Origin of the sequence: Thalassomonas sp. M1454, assembly GCF_007097525.1 — a bacterium.
Classification (GTDB): Bacteria; Pseudomonadota; Gammaproteobacteria; order Enterobacterales; family Alteromonadaceae; genus Thalassotalea_A.
On record NZ_VKDD01000003.1, the window covers coordinates 69,643 to 89,908 of the forward strand.

Below are 20,266 nucleotides of genomic sequence, written 5' to 3' on the forward strand. Positions count from 1 at the left end.
TAAGCAAACGATCAAAAAGTCACGATTTTTTCGAAAAAAACAGTTGACGTGACCGAGGTAGATTTGCATAATACGCCGCACTTGCTTAGGGCGACTTAAGAAAGTAATGTTATGGCTACATAGCTCAGTTGGTTAGAGCACATCACTCATAATGATGGGGTCCCAGGTTCGAGTCCCGGTGTAGCCACCATAACATTTGCGGACGTGGCGGAATTGGTAGACGCGCTGGATTTAGGTTCCAGTATCTTGCGATGTGAGAGTTCAAGTCTCTCCGTCCGCACCATTTACATTGTTGGAGTATAGCCAAGCGGTAAGGCAGCGGGTTTTGATCCCGTCATTCCAAGGTTCAAATCCTTGTACTCCAGCCATTCTCTTTTAACTCCTAAAAGATTATGGGTTCAATGTAGGAAGCTATAAAGTTGGAGTATAGCCAAGCGGTAAGGCAGCGGGTTTTGATCCCGTCATTCCAAGGTTCAAATCCTTGTACTCCAGCCATTCTTCTTTCTTCCCCAAGACTCAAAAACTTCAAAAACTTCAAAAACTTCAAAAACTTCAAAAACTTCAAAAACTTCAAAAACTTCAAAAACTTCAAAAACTTCAAAAACTTCAAAAACTTCAAAACAATATATCCTAGCAAGCTTTAAACTGATTTGTATCTTAATTTTATTCTCGTTTTATATAGCAGCTTTTTCTATCTAATCAGCTTAGCAATATCCTTTTATTTTTCTCTTAACCTATACTCCATTGATTCATTTTAAAAATAAAATGTAAAAATAAATGACAGCGCTGTCATAATATTGTTATAGTTTGTTTATCAAGTTCAAATACTAAGTTTAGGATTTATTATGCAAGTGATAATTTATGATGATGCTCAACAAGTTGCACAAAGTGCCGCCGTTTGGGTAAAAACATTAATACAACAAAAGCCAGATACTGTTCTAGGCTTGGCTACAGGTAGCACCCCTATCAGTTTGTATAAAGAACTTGTTGATGAACACAAAAAAGGCAACCTTAGTTTTGCCAATGTTAAATCTTTTAATTTAGATGAATACCATCAAATTGAAGAAACTAACCCACAAAGCTACCGCAGCTTTATGAAACAGCATTTGTTTGACCATGTCGATATAGACCAATCAAACACTTACCTACCAACTTGTGCTATAGGTGAAAACCCAAGAGCACAGGGCTTAGCTTATGAAGAAAAAATTAAACAAGCTGGTGGTATCGATTTACAAATACTAGGTATTGGCGCTAATGGCCATATTGGTTTTAATGAACCGACATCAAGCTTAGTATCACGTACTCGCATTAAAACGTTAACAGAGCAAACAATCACCGATAACTCACGTTTATTTAGTGCTGATGAAGAACAACCAACTATGGCGATGACAATGGGCATAGGCACCATTATGGATTCTCGCTATGTATTGCTTATGGCAACAGGTAAAAACAAAGCGAAAGCAGTTTTAGATACAGTTGCAGGCCCATTATCAGCAATGTGCCCTGCTTCAGTATTACAAATGCATGAAAATGCGGTGATTTTATTGGATAAGGAAGCTGCTTCTGAGCTTGCCGATCATGAATACTTCCAATGGACAGATGAACAAAATAAAAAACTCAATGCCGAGTTTGGTTTGTTCCATAACTTCTAAAAATCAACAGGGTCAGATCAACTTGAAATTAACCTTGAGAAGCTATTCAAGTTGAGTTGTCCGACCTAATAAGTTTTAGCTTAATTAGGTAAGGTTAGTTTGTAATACTCCCCCTCTTACAAGTTAACCTTACCTATTAGCTTATTTTTCAACCTGATTTTTTTTATTTCTTCATTTTAATTAAATAACGCTTGCGCTTTATAATTCATTCTTTATAATTCGCTTCGGATTGCGGACGTGGCGGAATTGGTAGACGCGCTGGATTTAGGTTCCAGTATCTTGCGATGTGAGAGTTCAAGTCTCTCCGTCCGCACCATTTAAAACTCTAAAGTAAATTTTTTAAGTTTATTTTGGAGTTTTTTTATGTCCAAAATTTGGCGTGTGATGCCAACTTCACTTTATCTTCGAGTTCAAACTACATCTGACACCTAGCTCTTTTCAGTGAGATAAGCTAGAAAATGTAAAAATATTAACTCAGCTAAGAACTAATTGTGTAATTAGATAAAATCACTTTAAGATAAACCATTGTTTAAATAATTAAATTGAGACAAATATGATTAGAACACTACGAACGGAAGATCTAGATGACGCTGTAGGCATCTGGTTAAATGCATCAATTAAAGCACACAACTTCATTTCACAAGATTTTTGGGTTTCACAACACCAGAATATGCGTGATTTGTACTTACCTAATAGTGAATCTTGGGTTTATGAAGATGATGGCCGTATCCTTGGTTTTATTTCCTATTATGAAGGAACTATCCCCGCAATTTTTGTCGACCCAAAGTCTCAGTCTAAAGGAGTTGGAACTCAGTTATTAGAAAAATTAAAAGATAAATACCAAAACTTAACGTTAACTGTTTACTCAGAGAACCATAAAACCCATCAGTTTTATATACGTCAAGGTTTTACAGATGTTGGCAAATGTATTTGTGAACACACGGGTCATGAGCAGCATGAGATGCGTTGGGTAAGATAAGTACTGTAGCTAATCAACTAGAAAACTTATAACCTTCTTAACTACAAAGAACATAATTAAGAAGGCACTAGACTCACTAACGCTCATTAGAACGTTTTATAATTGAAAAATTTACTTCCAAGTTTGTTTATAAACTCGGGTTAAATTACCACCATATAGCTTTCTTAAGTCATCATCTGAATAACCCATTTTCCACAGTTCGTCTGTAACAGCCGCAAGGTGTTTTGATAACTCAGCACAGCCTGCTGCGCCTTTTTCAAAAGCGTCAATCATATAACCGTTATCTGCATATTTATCAGCATTCGCTATTGCAAACGGTACTACTTTGGCAGTAGTCATTAAATCATCTGTGCCAATGCCCACATGGTCTACACCGGCAACTTTTACTGCGCCATCAACCATCTCGGCAAATTGTTTTGGGCTAATATCATCTGGCCAAATACCATCCATCATAAACTCAGTCGCGGTTATTGCTACAACGCCCCCTAAAGACACTACTTTTTTAACCTGCTCATCAGACAGCAAACGATAACACGCAGCTAAACGATAATCAGCATCGCCTTTTTTCAAGCCATTTTTTTCCATTCGCGCTTGGGTTTCTTTAATCGTTTCATGTGGCTCACAATTATAAGTAGACGCTACTGGTGAGTGAGAGAAAATAGGCGGTACGCCTTTATGATTTTTCTCCATATAATTCATCATATCCATAGTGGTTTTATATGCCGTATGTGACATATCTACCGTGATACCATGTTTTACCATTTCATCAATGACTTCTTTACCAAAGTCAGTGAGGCCACCTTTATCACCGTTAAGGTACGATAAAACACCTACGCCAGCTTTTTCGGTTTCGTTATAGGTAAGCTGCATCGTTTTAATACCTAGTGCAGCTACATCTTTAACACGACTTGCATCGCCTTCAAGGATCATCGTGGTTTGGGATGCCCATTGCACTGCATATTCACCATTTTCTAAAGCTAGCTGAAAATCTTCTGGTTTGTTAACAAAGCGAATTGGCGTTTTTGCCTGTTTTGCGGCATCAGCCCAAGCTTTATGTTCGGCAACCAGAGTTTTAAAGTTCGGTGTATGTGGAGCGGCTATTGTTACAGAAGCTCCGGTAATTCCGCGAGATGCTGCTAAGTCAATATAATTAGCAACTTCAATAGGATCGTCCCAACCGGTTTTATAAGGAGATGCATAAAAATCAATGGCGATATTATCTTGAACGAACTTTTGTGCTTTTTCTGATGCGGTATTGTGCCAATCTCGGGTTTCGATTGAAGCATTAACAGAGGCTGTAAAACCTAGCGCTATACAAGCACTTAAAAGTGTTTTTTTTATCATAAAGCTTTCTCCCTAAAAATATATTAATCAACAGGTATGCCACTGCTATTTTATTTAACCTCACCGAAACAGTTAAAATATCTAGCAACATATCAAGTATATGGCATGTTTATAAATATTGGACTAAATCCAAAAAACATATAAAACTATAACGAGCCTCAATAAAGAAACTTTATATAATTTATATATTTAATAATAACTTACAATGATAGCACCACATTTTAATTACAAATGCAGCAGTTATCATTTCCCGACACCAATTTAGCCTTATAATTAAATTATTATCGTAGACTTAACTTTTAACCGTTTTTAGCAAGGAATTTTTAAACAGTGGCTATTAATATTTATGTTGTACGAGCGAGCCATATGCAGCCATTTTTCAGTGCGCTTGAAGCAATAAACCAACCCATTTCGCCTTTACTCGAGCAAGTAGGTTTAAGCACCGAACAATTTGATAATCCAGACAACTTAATTCCTGAAGCACCGCTTTGGGAGTTTATCGAACTCGCAAGCATTGCTTGTGATAAACCGCATTTTGGTTTCTTTGTCACTGAGCATACATGTTTAGATACTTATGGCGCATTTGGAGAGCATTTATGCCATCAAGATAACCTACTCATAGCACTTGAATCTTTTATCTCTGACTTACAAACTCATGCTAACTACATGAACTATTGGCTTGAGGAGAGTGATGAATATGTGTGGTTATGTCGTAAAGGCACACCTGGCATTGAAAAAGGCAAATGGCCCGTTGAACAACATGTTATCAGCCTTATGGCGGAACTCATTAAAGTCTACGCCGGTGCCAATTGGTGCCCCAAAGAGGTTAGATTTGCTAGTGAAACTGGGAATGGTATCGAATATGCCTACTATTTAAAAAATACTCAGCTCTCTTTTAATAACCCTTTTGGCGCAATTGCTATAGAAAAAGAAAAACTAACCAGCAGCTCTACCCTGAAAAAGAAAGAATCTAACCTTTCTGACATAGTGCCAAGTATCTTACCTGAAACATTAACGACGCTTATTGCTGAAAAATACTTCGGAACTCACCCTAGTGTAGAAACAATAGCCGCATCATTAAATATTAATCCTAGAACGCTTCAACGCTATTTATCAACAAACAATACCACGCTTAAAGCTATACTGGAGAGAGCTAAATATGCTCAGGCAAAGTCGCTTTTATCACAAGGGGACATTTCAATTCTACAGGTTGCAGACTTATTAGGTTACACAGCTGCCGCTAATTTTACTCGCGCATTTAAACGCTGGAGTGGATTAACCCCAAAACAATTTAAAAGCAACAAAGCCAATAACTAACAAAAAAGACAAAGTATTTACTAAAACGGGTACCTTTCCTCTGAACTTGCCCCAAAAGCACTCTTGTATGAGTCTTTTATTAAAATTAATAAGCTAATATTTATAGTCCGCAAGCATAAGCCAGCGCTTTTTCTTTAAGGATAGGTGCACGGTGAGCGGCGAACACTCCTATATTTCTTAGTAGTTTTAATGGCCCAGATTTATTTTTAAACGTACCATAAATTGCATCCATACCAGACATCATCAATAGATTGTCAGCTCTTCTAGAACGTTCATATCGTTTTAACACTTCTTCACTATCAAAGTTTTCACCAGAGCCTATCGCTTTGGCGATAACTTCTTGCAGTGCTTTGATGTCTTTAAAACCTAAGTTAACACCCTGCCCAGCTAATGGGTTTATGGTGTGAGCTGAATCACCAACTAAAATCACTCGCCCTTTTACGTATTGATTGGCATGACGACGTGTTAAATTAAACGCACCTTTAGCAACTACTTCAATGCCGCCAAGTCGTTTTGGAAAGGCTTGTGTAATTGCTTGAGTAAGTTGTACATTACTTAGCTTAGATAAGCGCTTAATTTCATCACGGCTATGGTACCAAACTAAAGAGCCGTTATTGCCTGGCATTGGCAAATAAGCAACCGGTCCTGTTGGGCTAAAGTGCTGCCAAGTAATATCTTGTTGTGGTAATTCGGTTTTTACATTGATTAGCATAGCTGATTGCTGATAATCCCAGCCCGTAGTGCCAATATTTGCTAGTGTACGAACTTGCGAATTAGCGCCATCGGCACCAATTAAAATGCGTGCTGTAACCGTTGAATTAGATAATTCAGCAACTACTTCATCTTTGGTTTGAGAGTAAGAAACTAATTGCTCTGGACATAACAAGTTAACATTAGGGTTTTGTTCTAGTTGCTGCCAAACCGAAAGCTGTATAAGGCGATTTTCAACAATATGACCTAAATGAGGCTGCTCAATTTCATCACTGTTAAATTCAGCGTAAGCAATATCATTTTCCCAAACACCTAGTCGCTTATATGGGCATGCTCGCCAATTTTCTACTTGCTGCCAAGCGCCTAATTGGTTTAATAACTGTTGCGAACCAAGAGATATCGCAGATACGCGCAGATCAAAGTCTTGCTCAGAAGAGAATTCTTTTGGTGCATATGCTTCAACAACAGCTACCTTCAAACCTAATTCAGCTAAGGCTAAGGCTGTCGTTGCGCCAACCATGCCACCACCAACTATTAAACAATCAACTTTTAACACTGGGATATCTCTTAATGATTACATTAGCTTTATTCTAGCTAACCAAATTAGATAAATCGTTAGTTATTTTACTCTTTTTATATTTTTATTATGTTTTATTGATTTTACTCATGATTTATCAAAAATCAGCATAGAAAACAGCAATTACAAAACCAACTTTCAAGCTAAGCCTTTGCTAATATTGATATTAATTTATCCACCTAAACTTATCTGCTGTTACTTGTTAATCAAATCAATTAATAAAAAACGCCTTACTTGTCTATTTTTTATTCTTGTTTACAAATTAATACTGGCTCTTTAGTAGCGTCAACTGTGAAGAAAGAGTAAAATACCGCTCTTTTTTTGGTTAATAAGATAATTTATATCGGTTTTTAACTGGTATTTGTTCAGTCACACGTTATAAACGAGGCTTGAACGATAATTAACCTAAGTGTTTTCGCGATATTATTGGGCAAATAAGCAATGAGTAAAAAGCTGTATATTAAAACCTGGGGCTGTCAAATGAACGAGTACGACTCGCAAAAGATGGCAGATTTATTAGACTCTACCCACGGCTTCACTGAAGTACATGAACCGGAAGAGGCAGATGTATTATTACTTAATACCTGTTCAATCAGGGAAAAGGCTCAGGAAAAAGTTTTCCATCAACTTGGTCGTTGGAAAAACTTCAAAAATGACAATCCAGATTTAATTATTGGTGTTGGTGGCTGTGTTGCTTCTCAAGAAGGTGACGCTATCCGTCAACGTGCACCATTTGTTGATATTGTATTTGGTCCGCAAACATTACACCGCTTACCAGAAATGATTAATCAGGTTAACAGCGATCACGACTCTTCTGTTGTTGATGTTAGTTTCCCTGAAATTGAAAAATTCGACCGTTTACCAGAGCCAAAAGCTGAAGGCCCAACAGCATTTGTTTCTATTATGGAAGGTTGTAGTAAATACTGTACTTTCTGTGTTGTACCATATACTCGCGGTGAAGAAGTTAGTCGTCCGTTAGATGACGTATTATACGAGATAGCTCAGCTTGCAGAGCAAGGCGTACGTGAAGTTAACCTATTAGGTCAAAACGTAAATGCTTACCGTGGTGATATGCACGATGGAAGTATTTGTCGTTTCTCTGAGTTACTGACCTTAGTAGCCACTATCGATGGTATCGACCGTATCCGTTATACCACTTCGCACCCGGTAGAATTTACTGAAGACTTAATTGAAGTTTACAAAGAAATTCCTGAATTAGTAAGTCACTTACACTTACCTGTACAAAGTGGTTCAGATCGTATTTTAAATATGATGAAGCGTGGTCACACTGCTATTGAATATAAATCAAAAGTACGTGCCCTTAAAAAAGCGCGCCCAGATATTTGTATGTCTTCAGATTTCATCATTGGTTACCCAGGTGAAACTGATGAAGATTTCGAAGCAACAATGAATCTTATCAAAGCCATTGATTTCGATTTAAGTTTTAGCTTTATCTACAGTGCTCGTCCTGGTACGCCAGCAGCCGATGCAATTGACGATGTTTCAGAAGAAACGAAAAAGCAACGTTTGCATATTTTACAAGATCGTATCAATGCGCAAGCACTATCAATTGCTCGTAAAATGTTAGGTACAGAGCAACGTATTCTGGTTGAAGGTCCTTCTAAGAAGAATCCTATGGAGTTACGTGGTCGTACTGAAAACAACCGTATCGTTAACTTTGAAGCACCACATACTGTGATTGGTCAATTTGTCGATATTGAAGTAACTGACGTTTACAGTAATTCATTACGTGGTAAATTAATTCGCACTGAAGATGAAATGGGCTTACGTATTGCACATTCTCCAGCTGATATTTTAGCAAACCAACATCACCAAGCGAAAAGAGCAGGTGTTGATGAGCTAGGTGTTGGCACATATACGCCTTAGTATTTTATATAAATTAAAGAGACACTGTCCTTGAGTAAAAAAATAATAAGCCAACAAATAACGCTAGAGCCTGAAGATAATAATCGCTTTGCTAATTTGTGTGGCCCGATGGATGACAATCTACGAAAAATTGAACGACGTTTAGGCGTTGAAATTAGTTATCGTGGTACTTTAGTTAAAATCGTTGGTAACCAAGCTCATTGTGATGCAACCATCGAATTATTAAAAAATCTATACGTTGAAACCGCTCCTGTGAAAGGTAAAGCCGGCATAGTTACTGCTGAAGCCATTCACTTAGCGATATTAGATTTAAATATTTTAGAGCAAGGCAGTGAAAATGAGTCAGCATTTGAAGAAATGGTGACCATTAAAACTAAGCGCGGCATAATTAAGCCGCGTAATGACAATCAAAGTACTTACGTACAAAATATCTTAACAAATGATATTAGCTTTGGCGTTGGTGTTGCCGGTACTGGTAAAACATACTTAGCTGTTGCCTGTGCTGTAGATGCCCTTGAACGTCAAGAAGTACGCCGTATACTACTTACCCGCCCTGCTGTTGAAGCAGGAGAAAAGTTAGGTTTTTTACCTGGTGACTTGTCACAAAAGGTTGACCCTTACCTGCGCCCTCTTTATGACGCTTTATTTGAAATGTTAGGTTTTGAGAAAGTTGAAAAGCTGATTGAGCGTAATGTGATTGAAGTAGCTCCCCTTGCCTATATGCGCGGGCGTACACTTAATGATGCCTATGTTATTTTAGATGAAAGCCAAAACACCACGGTTGAGCAAATGAAAATGTTCTTAACTCGTATTGGTTTTAATTCAAAGGCGGTTGTTACGGGTGATATTACGCAAGTAGATTTACCAAAAGGTCAGCGCTCGGGTTTACGCCACGCAATTGAAGTATTACAAGATATTAAAGGCGTTAGCTTTAACTTCTTCCAAGCAAAAGATGTTGTACGCCATGCCGTTGTTGGTCGTATTATTGAAGCTTATGAGCGTCACGACACTGACAGCCTGCACCGCTAATTAATAAAATTAAACTCATATGACTCAAGCTCAAATTACATTAGATGTGCAAATTGCCTGTGATAACCCTCAACTACCTAGTGTTGAGCAATTACAATTATGGGCAGAAACAGCACTATTACCATACGGTAAAAACTTTGAGCTTACCGCTCGCATCGTTGAAGTAGCCGAATCACAACAATTAAACCATCAATATCGCGGTAAAGACAAACCAACTAACGTGCTATCTTTTCCTTTTGAGGTGCCTGAAGGTGTTGAATTAGATTTATTGGGTGATTTAATCATTTGTGCGAACGTCGTTGAAAATGAAGCAATTGAACAAAATAAAGCATTAAATGCCCATTGGGCGCATATGATTATACATGGATGCTTGCATTTATTAGGTTATGATCATATAAGTGAAGAAGAAGCAGTTGAAATGGAAACCATTGAGATTAAATTAATGGCTTCACTTGGGTTTTCTAACCCTTACATCGACTGTACAGATTAACTAACTTTAAAGGTATAAAACAAGCTCTATGAGCGAAGACAACCCCCAATCTGGAAACGGTTCTTCTAAAACATTTATGGAAAAAATAGTCCAAGTGTTTACTGGAGAACCGCAAAATAAAGAACAACTGGTTGAAGTATTAAATGATGCCGAAGACCGAGAACTGATAAAACCATCTACCAAACTAATGCTCGAAGGCGTATTAGAAGTATCTGATATGCGTGTTCGTGACATTATGATCCCACGCTCGCAAATGATCACCATCGACATAGAGCAAACAGTTGAAGAGTTTCTACCAACCGTTTTAGAGTCGGGCCATTCAAGATTTCCAGTAATCAATGATGATATTGATCATATTGAAGGTGTTTTACTGGCAAAAGATCTTTTAGCCCATGCGTTTACTAAAGATTCTACTCAGTTCACTTTAAAAGACATTATTCGCCCGGCGAATATTATTCCAGAAAGCAAGCGCGTTGAACCTTTATTAAAAGAGTTCAGACAAGAGCGTTACCACATGGCCGTTGTTGTAGATGAATACGGTGGTGTTTCGGGTATAGTTACCATTGAAGATATTATTGAGCTTATCGTTGGTGAAATTGAAGATGAGCACGATGACTTAATTGAACAAGATATACGTCATTTAAGCGGCAATGTTTATCAAGTAAAAGCATTAACCGACCTTGAAGATTTCGATGAATACTTTAACTGTGAATTTGATAATGAAGAAGCCGATACTATCGGCGGTATTATTATTCATGAATTTGGCCATATGCCGAGTAAAGATGAATGTATTGAAATCAATGACTTTCATTTTAAAGTTGAAAAAGCCGACAAACGTCGAATCTTACAACTTCAAGTAACGGTTGCTAAAGATCACGAAATCACAGGTAAAATCACCGATTAAAGCGGTTCAAAGAAAATAGCTCAACAACTAAAAGAATAATAGAATGCGCACATCAAAAGGATTTAACCTGCAAATCAACAACAGCGGTTATTCATACCTTGTCAGTTTTTTTGCCGGACTAAGCTTAGTTTTTGCTTATGCGCCATTCTCACTTTGGCCAATAGCACTATTGGCTCTATTAGTTTGGTTTACCCAGTTAGATCAGCGCTCACCAAAGCAAGCATTTTATCAAGGTCTAGCCTTTGGTTTTGGCTGGTTTGGCGCGGGCATCAGTTGGGTGCACGTTAGTATTGAACAGTTTGGCGGCATGCCGCTGTTCGTGTCCGTTCTGCTAATGATTTTACTCTGCGGCTATCTCGCCCTATACCCTGCTTTAGCGGCATGGCTTAGTGCCAAGTTATCAATTAATAAAACCGTTAATTTATACTTCTTACCTTTTGTTTGGCTTTTAAGTGAATACTTAAGAGCGCACATGCTTACCGGTTTCCCTTGGCTTGCGTTAGGTTATAGCCAGATTGATGGACCTTTTGCAGCACTCGCTCCTTTTATTGGAGAGGTGGGTATTGGTTTTGTTTTACTCTACTTTGCAGTAGCCGCATTTAAACGAATTAAGCGTAAACAAATTAGATTAACTCGAATTATTTTACTCTCTAGTATTGTTGCCATCACCCTTACACATAATGTCAGTAATATTGAAGAAACTGGTGAAAATATTAATGTCGCTTTGGTGCAAGGTAACATAAAGCAAGAATTACGTTGGGACGAAGCTCAAGAGCAAAACATAATAAATAGCTATATTGATGACAGTAAAGGTTTGTACCAAAGTCATGACTTAGTTATTTGGCCTGAGGCGGCAATTCCAAGAATAGAGCCTCTTGCCCAAGAGTATTTACAGCAACTAGATGAGCAAGCATTTGAGCAAAACTCAGCATTAATCACAGGCATTATTAACTACGATCCGGACAGCCGCAGCTTTTTTAATCGTTTAGTTATGCTAGGTAAAAAGCAAGATGGCGATAAGCTTGGTGATTACTATTACCGTAACTCAAACCATTACGACAAGCATCATTTACTGCCTATTGGCGAATTTGTGCCATTTGCTAGCTTATTAAGGCCATTAGCACCATTTTTCAATTTACCAATGTCGTCATTTAGCCGTGGAGACTATGTACAGAAGAACTTACTGGCTAATAATCTAAATATTGCGCCACTAATATGTTTTGAAATTGTATTTCCTAAACAGTTAGCAGCAAATATGAACCAACAAACCGATTTACTCTTAACTGTGAGTAATGATGCTTGGTTTGGCGACTCGCATGGCCCACATCAACATCTAGAAATTGCACGTATGCGTGCCTTAGAGTTTGGTCGCCCCATGCTAAGATCTACAAACAATGGCATTACCGCAGTAATAAACCATAATGGTGAGATTATTGCTGATATTCCACAGTTCACCAAAACAACGTTAAGTACGCAGGTGCCGTTAGTTAGCGGAGCAACTTTTTACAGCCAGTATGCGCTGCATTTAGATAAGCTTTTATTTTTGATTTTCTTAATCTCTTTGATCTGGCATAAGTTTTCATTTAAAAAAAGCAATAAATACTCTTAAATTTCAACATAGTAAAAATTCGTTGTTATAATTTTAATAAGCTAACTAGCCGTACTAGTTAGCGTGTTACCTTGTTAAATAAAACGATTAGGACTGTGTTATGAAAATTGATGTTGAAATGCTTGCTGGTCAGCAGTTAAAAGCAAAATTTGGTGATTATGAAGTCATTAGCGATCAAAATAAATCTGTTGGTGGCAACGAAGAATATCCTGAGCCTTTTGATTACTTTTTAGCAAGTATGGCCCTATGTGCAGGCTTTTATATTCGTAAGTTTTGCCATACTAGAGATATTTCTACAGATGGTATTGTGATCAGTCAAACTAATCAGGCTATTGGCGATGATCACTATAAAAAGAAATTCAATATCTCTGTTACTCTACCCGACAGCTTTCCTAAAAAGTACCGTAAAGCGGTATTAAGTGCTGCAAACTCATGTACCGTAAAAAAAGTAATTCAAGCTTTGCCAGAGTTTGAAATATCGCTTGCCGAATAAAGACAAATTAAATATTTTGGCATTATTACATTGCTAATAATGCCAACACTCCCCCTTGCTCGCCATCATAGTTAATTAAATGTAAATTTATTTAAACCTTTTTCCCCTTACTTGCTACTTACTTAAAAGAATAGCAAATGATTGTAATTAAAATTCGGGGGAATTTTATGAAAATAGCAGATACCAGCAACCAAGATGTGGTTGTTGCAACGAAAAACTCTAAGCGTAAATCAATACTGATTACTGCGCTAATAGTAAGTACTCTGGCCATTTCAATATGGCAACTTGCACCGGCGGCAAGCAGATGGAGCCAAGCTGAAAAGTCAGTTCCGATGTCTCGAGTACGTATAGCAGAAATCAATCGTAGTGACTTTATACGTGATATCTCAGTACAAGGACGCGTGGTTGCAGCTGTAAGCCCAACTGTTTACAGCCCTGCAGAAGGTACTATAACTTTTAGTATTGAAGCTGGTAGTGAAGTTACTGAAGGCACTGAGCTTGCGGTAATTGAAAGTCCAGAGCTCACGAGTCGGCTCGACCAAGAGTTATCCACTCTAGAAAACCTTAATACCGGATTTAAGCGTCAAGAAATACAAGCGAAGAAGCAACTGTTAATTGATCAAAAAGCCGTTGATTTAGCGCAAGTAGCATTAACCACTGCTGCACGAGAAAAACGCCGAAGCGATCAAGCCTTTGCTAAAAATGCAATCAGCCAAATCGATTTCGAAAAGGCACAAGACGATTTAGCAAATGCAAAATTGCAATATGATCACGCCGTTGCAGATGCCGCCCTTGAACAAGAGAGCCTTAATTTTGATTTACAGTCACTCGGCTTGCAAATACAGCGACAAAAGCTTTTAGTTAAAGATTTACAACGCCAAGTTGACTCACTAACAGTTATTTCTCCGGTAAACGGTATTGTGGGCAATTTAAATGTTGAAAATAAAACTTACCTAAGTAAAAACCAAGCAATATTAATGGTGGTCGATTTATCTCAATTCGAAGTTGAAGTAGATATTCCAGAGAGTTACGCCGATGACTTAGCGATAGGAATGGATGTAGACATTAGCTTTGATCAACAACGGTTTAGTGCTCGTCTAGTAACAATTTCCCCCGAAATACTGAACAATCAGGTTACTGGACGAGTACGCTTCGAACAAAAAACACCAGCCAGTTTGCGCCAGAATCAACGCCTGAATACTCGAATCTTATTAGAGTCTAGAGAAGATGTATTACAGGTTAAACGAGGACAGTTCCTAGACAGTAGTAACGGCCGTTTTGCTTATGTTGTTAGTGACGGTATGGCAAAGAAGACCATGATTAATGTTGGCGCTAGAAGTTTAAGTAGTGTCGAGATTTTATCGGGATTAAAGGAAGGTGAGCGAATTATTATTTCAGGCACCGATATATTTGAAAGCGCAGAGCAAGTGCTACTTACCCAATAACAAACAAAATAATTTAATAAGCGAACGCTTTATTTAACTAAATAATATTAAGAATTCAGTAAGGAATAACCCATGTTAACGATGAAAAATGTAAGCAAAGTATTTAAGACCGATAATATTCAAACTCACGCATTACGTGATTTTAGTTTAACCGTAAATGAAGGTGACTTTGTTAGTGTCACCGGACCTTCCGGTTCAGGTAAGACAACCTTTTTAAACATTGCAGGTTTATTAGAAACATTTAGCAGTGGCGATTTTTTATTAGATGATATTAGTATTCAACAATTAAACGATCGCCAACGTTCAAAAATCCGCAATGAAAAAATTGGCTTTATTTTTCAAAGTTTTAACCTAATTCCAGATCTAAATTTATTCGACAATGTTGATGTGCCGTTAAGATATAGAGGCTTTAATGCCAAAGAGCGCAAACAACGGATAGAACATAATTTAGATATGGTGGGTTTAGCCTCGCGCATGAAGCATTTACCAAGTCAACTTTCAGGTGGGCAACAGCAACGAGTAGCCATAGCAAGAGCACTCGCTACCGACCCTAGATTTTTATTAGCCGATGAGCCAACAGGTAATTTAGACACCCAAATGGCGCAAAGTGTAATGAGTTTATTAGAAGATATTAATAAACAAGGCACCACAATCGTTATGGTAACTCATGATAATGACCTGGCAAATCGAGCTTCTCGTAAGATTCAAATAAAAGATGGCCGTGTTAGTGAGCTTGATGTGGTTGTTGCTAATTCACAAGCAATTGCTTAGGGGTTGATTATGTTTTTCTATTACCTAAGACTGGCACGGATCAGCATTGTTAAACATTGGGGTTTAAGTTTATTGATGATAGTCGCTATTGGTTTAGGGATCGGCGCATCAATGACTACCGTGACAGTTAATTATTTGATGTCAGCAAACCCAATTCCGCATAAAAGTAGCCAATTATATAATGTGCAACTTGATAGTTGGGATATAAACGAACCTTATAATGATGATGGTACGCCGCCAGAGCAACTAACTTACCGAGATGGCACCAACCTTTTAAATGCCAATAAAGCGTTCAGACATAGCTTACAAGCGCAAGCAAATGGTGTAATTGAACCAGAAGGCAAAGATAGTTTACCTTTTATGGTTTCAGCCAGAGCTAATACGGCAGACTTTTTCACTATGTTTGATCTGCCGTTTATTTACGGTGGTGGCTGGGATAGCGCTGCAGATCTAAATAAGCAACAAGTGGTGGTTATTAATTCCGAAACTAACCAAAGAGTATTTGGCGGTGAAAACTCAGTAGGTCGAGACCTAAAAATTAATGGTAACTATTTTAAAGTCGTTGGCGTAATTGATTACTGGGATCCTAAGCCAAGGTTTTATGATATCAGTACAGGTGCTTTTAATGACGCAGAAGAAATTTTCGTCCCATTTGCAATGATAGCAGAAGAAAAAATAGGCCGTTCAGGTAACACCAACTGTTGGAAAACACCTGAAGGCGAAGGTTTTGAAGGCTTTTTAAACTCAGAGTGTGTGTGGCTACAGTTTTGGGTAGAGTTGCCAAATCAGCAAGATAAAGAAGATTATTTAAGCTTTCTTAACGCCTACGTTGAAGAGCAAAAAGCATTCGGTCGATTCGAACGCCCATTAAACAATAAATTACTAAATGTTATGCAGTGGTTAGAGCAACAACAAGTGGTTGAAGATGATGCCATTATGATGATGGCTATGTCACTTATGTTTTTAATTGTTTGTTTACTTAATACCGTTGGCTTATTACTAGCGAAATCCCTTGGTAAAGCACCAGAAATCGGCTTACGCCAAGCATTGGGCGCTAGCAGAAGAACCTTATTCGCTCAGTACATTATAGAGTCTGCTTGTATAGGTATAGCAGGAGGAATACTTGGTTTATGTTTCGCCTGGTTAGGGCTGCAAGGCATTGGAGCTTTATATGGCGATATGCTCAAAGGCTTAACTAGCTTAGATACAAACATGGTAGCAAGTGCTATAGCGCTAGCCATTGTAAGCAGTATTTTGGCAGGCCTTTACCCCACTTGGCGAGCATGTAATGTTCAGCCTTCTCAACAACTTAAAAGCCAATAGGAGAGCATAATGCTAGAGTTAGGATTGATATTTCGCGCATTATTGCGCAACAAAGTAGGTGCTTTACTCATTGGTCTACAAATAGCACTAACGTTAACTATCATGACCAATGCAATTTTCATGATGCAAGAACGTAATGCTCAAATGGATAGACCAAGTGGGCTAGATGAAGCAAATTTATTCTTTGTAAATAACACCATTTTTGCCACTGACTACAACCAACAAGTTGCCTTAGAAGAAGATTTAACATTGTTACGTAATACCGAAGGTGTTGTCGATGCCATTCAAATTAATGCTATACCAATGAGTGGGGGCGGTTGGTCAATGGGCTTACAAACAGAGTCTGGAGTAGGTAAGGATAGTGTTGGCGTTGCTGTTTACATGGTTGATGACCATGCTATTAACACTTTAGGTTTAGAGCTTATCGCAGGTGAAAACTTTTCGATAAATGATATCCAATGGCGAGAATCATCGCAAACAACCTGGCCAGCTAAAACTATTATAACCCAAGCAATGGCTGAAAGTTTATTTGCTGATGATTGGCACTCTGCAGTAGGTAAAACAGCTTACATATCGCAAGAACAACCTATGCAAATAATAGGTATTGTCAAAACATTACAAGCACCATGGAATGGTTGGGATGGCGTCGAACGCAGCATGCTTGTGCCTTTTAAAATGGAAACAATGGGCAGCCGCTATATGATAAAAACCGAACCAGGCCGCCGAGATGAATTAATGCCTATTATTGAAAAAGCATTAGCTGATAGTAACAAAGGCCGAATCATCCGCCGAGTCACTACCATGGATGATATACGAGAGCGCAGTTATCGTGGTCACAATGCGGTAAATAAAATCCTATCAACGGTAATTGTTGTTCTAACCTTGATCACTGGCTTTGGTATTGTCGGTTTGGCAATGTTCAGTATTAATCGTCGTACTAAACAAATAGGCACACGCCGAGCTTTAGGTGCAAGTAAAGGCCAAATAATGAGTTACTTTATGATTGAAAACATAATGATTTCAAGCTTTGGTATTGTGTTAGGCATAGCAGGTGCAATAGGCTTAAATATATGGTTAGTAAATACATTGTCTATGTCGCCAATCAATATTGAGATTATTGTCTTTGGTGTAATTGTTTTATATTTTGTTGGCCAACTTGCCGTGCTTTATCCAGCTCGAAAAGCTGCAAATATTCCGCCAGCTACCGCAACAAGGACAGCCTAAAGCAAGTATTTTTTATAATCAAAAGGGCCTAACGGCCCTTTTTCAATTCTAGCTATTGCTGTTAATTTCAATATTGATACTATAACGACACAATAACTAAAATTTAAAATATCTATGAAACATTTAAAGATTACTAGCGCAATTATTGCCACCCTACTTTCACCAAACCTACTCGCAGCAACAACCTTAATCGAGAATATTCAAGGTTACTCGCATAACGGCGAGCAATTACAACAGTTCAAAGCGGTACAATTTAGTGATGACAAGATTGACAAAGTCTTTTTTAGCTCGGATAAATTACCAACAAATTCTGATATCAAACGAATTGATGGACAAGGTAAAACCTTATTACCAGGCTTAATTGATGCACACGGTCATGTGCTTAGTTACGGGTTAAGTCTAACAAGCGCAGAGCTATATTCCACTTCTTCAGAGCAAGATGCTGTGCAGCAAGTAGTCGAGTTTAATAAAGCCAACCCAAGTAATGGCTGGATAAAAGGCCGTGGTTGGAACCAAGTTCAGTGGCAAAACAAACAATTTCCAACCGCGAAAAGCTTAGATAAGTATTTTAAAGATACCCCTGTTGTCCTTGATAGGGTTGATGGTCATGCCTTATGGGTAAATAGCAAAACGTTAGAATTAGCAGGCATTAATAAAGATACTAAAGAAGTTGATGGCGGCCAAATAATACGTGACGAGCAAGGTAACCCAACAGGCGTATTAGTTGATAATGCCATGAACCTTGTTTTCGCTAAAATTCCAGCATTAACACCACAACAAACAAAAGAAGCATTATCACTTGCGATGAAGTCTCTAGCTAAAGTTGGGCTAACTAGTGTTCATGATGCAGGTATTGAAACAGCAAACATTGATGCCTTTAAAGCAATGAGTGCTAATGATGAAATGCTCATTCGTATAAATGCCATGCTTGGCGCTTGGGATCCTGAATTTAGTAAGCAACTTGCTAAAGGTCATTTCAATTCAGAAGACGATATGCTGTTAATTAACTCGGTTAAAATTTCTGCTGATGGCGCTTTAGGTAGCCGCGGTGCTGCTCTAATTGAAGACTATTCAGATATGCCTCATCATAAGGGCTTATTACTTTATAGTAACGAAGAGCTGACCGCAGTAATGAAGCAATCTATGCAAGCAGGGTTCCAAGTGAACACTCATGCCATAGGTGATAATGCCAATAAAATAGTTATCGATAATTATGAGCAGTTAATTAAACAAACCAAAACAAAAGATTTACGTCATCGCGTTGAGCATGCGCAAATTTTGCAACTATCAGACATTCCTCGCTTCCACCAGTTAGGTATTATCGCATCAATGCAGGCAACTCATGCGACAAGCGATAAAAATATGGCCGAAGACAGGGTTGGTAGCGAACGTATTAAAGGAGCCTATGCATGGCGCTCATTATTAGAGGCTAAAGCTGTAATAGCAGCTGGCTCTGACTTCCCTGTTGAATACCCTAACCCATTTTTTGGTTTACATTCATCGGTAACAAGACAAGATCAACAAAATCAGCCTGAAAATGGTTGGTATAGCAATGAAGCAATGACCATAGCTGAAGCATTTAAATCTTTTACCATAGATGCAGCTTACGCTGGCCATCAAGAGAAAATCATTGGCTCGATTGAAACCGGTAAAAAAGCCGACTTTATTTTAATTGATCAAAATATATTTACTATCGATGCTAAAGAGATTTGGAAAACCAAGGTAATTAATACTTGGGTAAATGGTAAAAAAGTTGAGTTTTAAGTTAAAACTCGAAGATATCACTTTCACCAAAGTGATATTTTAACTACCATTACCTCAATATTTTATAATAAGTAGAACTATGAAGAAATTACTCACACTATGTATGGCTACAGCAATCAGCTTTAGCGCAATTGCCGCTGACGGTATTAAACAAACTACAGGCTTAGTAGTTGCTGGTGGTAAACCAATTACTCTGCTTGGCAAACAAGTATATGTTGGCTCTCAAGCACCTAATTTTAGAGTGGTAAATGAGCGTTTCAGCCCAGTAAAGCTAAGTGATTTTGCCGGCAAAACAGTAATGCTGTCGGTGGTGCCAAGTTTAGATACTGGTGTTTGTTCACTGCAAACTAAACGCTTCAATGAAGAAGTTGCCAACCTTCCAGATTCAGTTGCTATGTTAACTATTAGTAATGATTTACCGTTTGCCCAAAAACGTTTTTGTACTACAGAAACCGTTGAAGATATTACCGTTTTATCTGATTCGGTATGGCGTGATTTTGGTGAAAAATACGGTTTGCTGATTAAAGATATGGGCTTACTTAGCCGAGCTATCTTTGTTATTGATGGCAGTGGAAAAATCACCTACAAAGAGTTAGTTGCCGACATATCAATGCACCCTGATTATGATGCAGCAATAGAGGCTGTTAAAGAAGCAGCTAATATTGCTGTTGAAGTAACTACAGAGCACGAAGTTACACAAAGTAATTAAAAAATATAAGTGACAATATCGGTCAAGCAACTAATTTA

17 protein-coding genes and 5 tRNA genes are annotated in these 20,266 nt (G+C 38.0%); 20 read left to right on the forward strand and 2 right to left on the reverse strand.

Going from position 1 to position 20,266, the window contains the following annotated elements:
• Nucleotides 1-113: 113 nt before the first annotated feature.
• The 7 genes from FNN08_RS08590 (at nt 114) to FNN08_RS08620 (ending at nt 2,631) form a co-directional block, all read left to right on the forward strand.
• Nucleotides 114-190: transfer RNA gene (locus FNN08_RS08590), tRNA-Met, on the forward strand.
• Nucleotides 191-198: 8 nt separating this feature from the next.
• Nucleotides 199-283 (forward strand) — tRNA-Leu (locus tag FNN08_RS08595).
• Nucleotides 284-293: 10 nt separating this feature from the next.
• Nucleotides 294-368, forward strand: a tRNA-Gln gene (locus tag FNN08_RS08600).
• Between the two features lie 52 nt (nt 369-420).
• A tRNA-Gln gene (locus FNN08_RS08605) sits at nt 421-495 on the forward strand.
• 350 nt (nt 496-845) lie between these two features.
• Complete coding sequence (gene nagB, locus FNN08_RS08610; protein ID WP_143584794.1) at nt 846-1,652, forward strand: glucosamine-6-phosphate deaminase; 807 nt, start codon at nt 846-848, stop codon at nt 1,650-1,652.
• A 231-nt stretch (nt 1,653-1,883) separates the two neighbouring features.
• Nucleotides 1,884-1,968, forward strand: a tRNA-Leu gene (locus FNN08_RS08615).
• Nucleotides 1,969-2,205: 237 nt separating this feature from the next.
• Nucleotides 2,206-2,631, forward strand: coding sequence for an N-acetyltransferase (locus tag FNN08_RS08620; RefSeq protein WP_143584797.1), 426 nt, complete (start codon nt 2,206-2,208; stop codon nt 2,629-2,631).
• A 111-nt stretch (nt 2,632-2,742) separates the two neighbouring features.
• On the opposite strand, the gene FNN08_RS08625 is transcribed toward FNN08_RS08620, so the two are convergent.
• Nucleotides 2,743-3,975 (reverse strand): dipeptidase, encoded by a 1,233-nt coding sequence (locus tag FNN08_RS08625; protein WP_143584798.1) that lies wholly within the window; start codon nt 3,973-3,975, stop codon nt 2,743-2,745.
• Between the two features lie 330 nt (nt 3,976-4,305).
• Between FNN08_RS08625 and FNN08_RS08630 the strand changes: the two genes are divergently transcribed.
• Nucleotides 4,306-5,292 carry an AraC family transcriptional regulator gene (locus FNN08_RS08630; protein ID WP_143584800.1) on the forward strand — a complete coding sequence of 329 codons (987 nt, stop codon included), beginning with the start codon at nt 4,306-4,308 and terminating at the stop codon, nt 5,290-5,292.
• A 100-nt stretch (nt 5,293-5,392) separates the two neighbouring features.
• On the opposite strand, the gene FNN08_RS08635 is transcribed toward FNN08_RS08630, so the two are convergent.
• A complete protein-coding gene (locus FNN08_RS08635) occupies nt 5,393-6,559 on the reverse strand; it encodes an FAD-dependent oxidoreductase (RefSeq protein ID WP_143584802.1) in 1,167 nt (388 codons plus the stop codon).
• A 462-nt stretch (nt 6,560-7,021) separates the two neighbouring features.
• On the opposite strand from FNN08_RS08635, the gene miaB reads away from it, so the two are divergent.
• From miaB to tpx, 12 genes are all read left to right on the forward strand, one after another.
• Complete coding sequence (gene miaB / locus FNN08_RS08640) at nt 7,022-8,467, forward strand: tRNA (N6-isopentenyl adenosine(37)-C2)-methylthiotransferase MiaB (protein WP_143584804.1); 1,446 nt, start codon at nt 7,022-7,024, stop codon at nt 8,465-8,467.
• 30 nt (nt 8,468-8,497) lie between these two features.
• A complete protein-coding gene (locus FNN08_RS08645) occupies nt 8,498-9,496 on the forward strand; it encodes a PhoH family protein (protein ID WP_143584806.1) in 999 nt (332 codons plus the stop codon).
• Nucleotides 9,497-9,515: 19 nt separating this feature from the next.
• Entirely contained in the window at nt 9,516-9,986 is a 471-nt protein-coding gene (gene ybeY, locus FNN08_RS08650) for an rRNA maturation RNase YbeY (RefSeq protein WP_143584808.1), read from the forward strand.
• Between the two features lie 28 nt (nt 9,987-10,014).
• On the forward strand, nt 10,015-10,890 hold the full coding sequence (locus tag FNN08_RS08655) for an HlyC/CorC family transporter (RefSeq protein WP_143584810.1): 876 nt from the start codon (nt 10,015-10,017) through the stop codon (nt 10,888-10,890).
• 43 nt (nt 10,891-10,933) lie between these two features.
• Nucleotides 10,934-12,499 (forward strand): apolipoprotein N-acyltransferase, encoded by a 1,566-nt coding sequence (gene lnt / locus FNN08_RS08660; protein WP_143584811.1) that lies wholly within the window; start codon nt 10,934-10,936, stop codon nt 12,497-12,499.
• Nucleotides 12,500-12,599: 100 nt separating this feature from the next.
• A complete protein-coding gene (locus FNN08_RS08665) occupies nt 12,600-12,992 on the forward strand; it encodes an OsmC family protein (protein ID WP_143584813.1) in 393 nt (130 codons plus the stop codon).
• A gap of 167 nt (nt 12,993-13,159) precedes the next feature.
• On the forward strand, nt 13,160-14,437 hold the full coding sequence (locus tag FNN08_RS08670; RefSeq protein ID WP_143584815.1) for an efflux RND transporter periplasmic adaptor subunit: 1,278 nt from the start codon (nt 13,160-13,162) through the stop codon (nt 14,435-14,437).
• A gap of 72 nt (nt 14,438-14,509) precedes the next feature.
• Complete coding sequence (locus tag FNN08_RS08675) at nt 14,510-15,208, forward strand: ABC transporter ATP-binding protein (protein WP_143584816.1); 699 nt, start codon at nt 14,510-14,512, stop codon at nt 15,206-15,208.
• 9 nt (nt 15,209-15,217) lie between these two features.
• A complete protein-coding gene (locus FNN08_RS08680) occupies nt 15,218-16,531 on the forward strand; it encodes an ABC transporter permease (protein WP_143584818.1) in 1,314 nt (437 codons plus the stop codon).
• A 9-nt stretch (nt 16,532-16,540) separates the two neighbouring features.
• On the forward strand, nt 16,541-17,755 hold the full coding sequence (locus FNN08_RS08685) for an ABC transporter permease (protein WP_143584820.1): 1,215 nt from the start codon (nt 16,541-16,543) through the stop codon (nt 17,753-17,755).
• A gap of 114 nt (nt 17,756-17,869) precedes the next feature.
• Complete coding sequence (locus FNN08_RS08690; RefSeq protein WP_143584822.1) at nt 17,870-19,519, forward strand: amidohydrolase; 1,650 nt, start codon at nt 17,870-17,872, stop codon at nt 19,517-19,519.
• Between the two features lie 79 nt (nt 19,520-19,598).
• Nucleotides 19,599-20,228 (forward strand): thiol peroxidase, encoded by a 630-nt coding sequence (gene tpx / locus FNN08_RS08695; RefSeq protein ID WP_143584824.1) that lies wholly within the window; start codon nt 19,599-19,601, stop codon nt 20,226-20,228.
• The last annotated feature ends 38 nt before the right edge of the window (nt 20,229-20,266 follow it).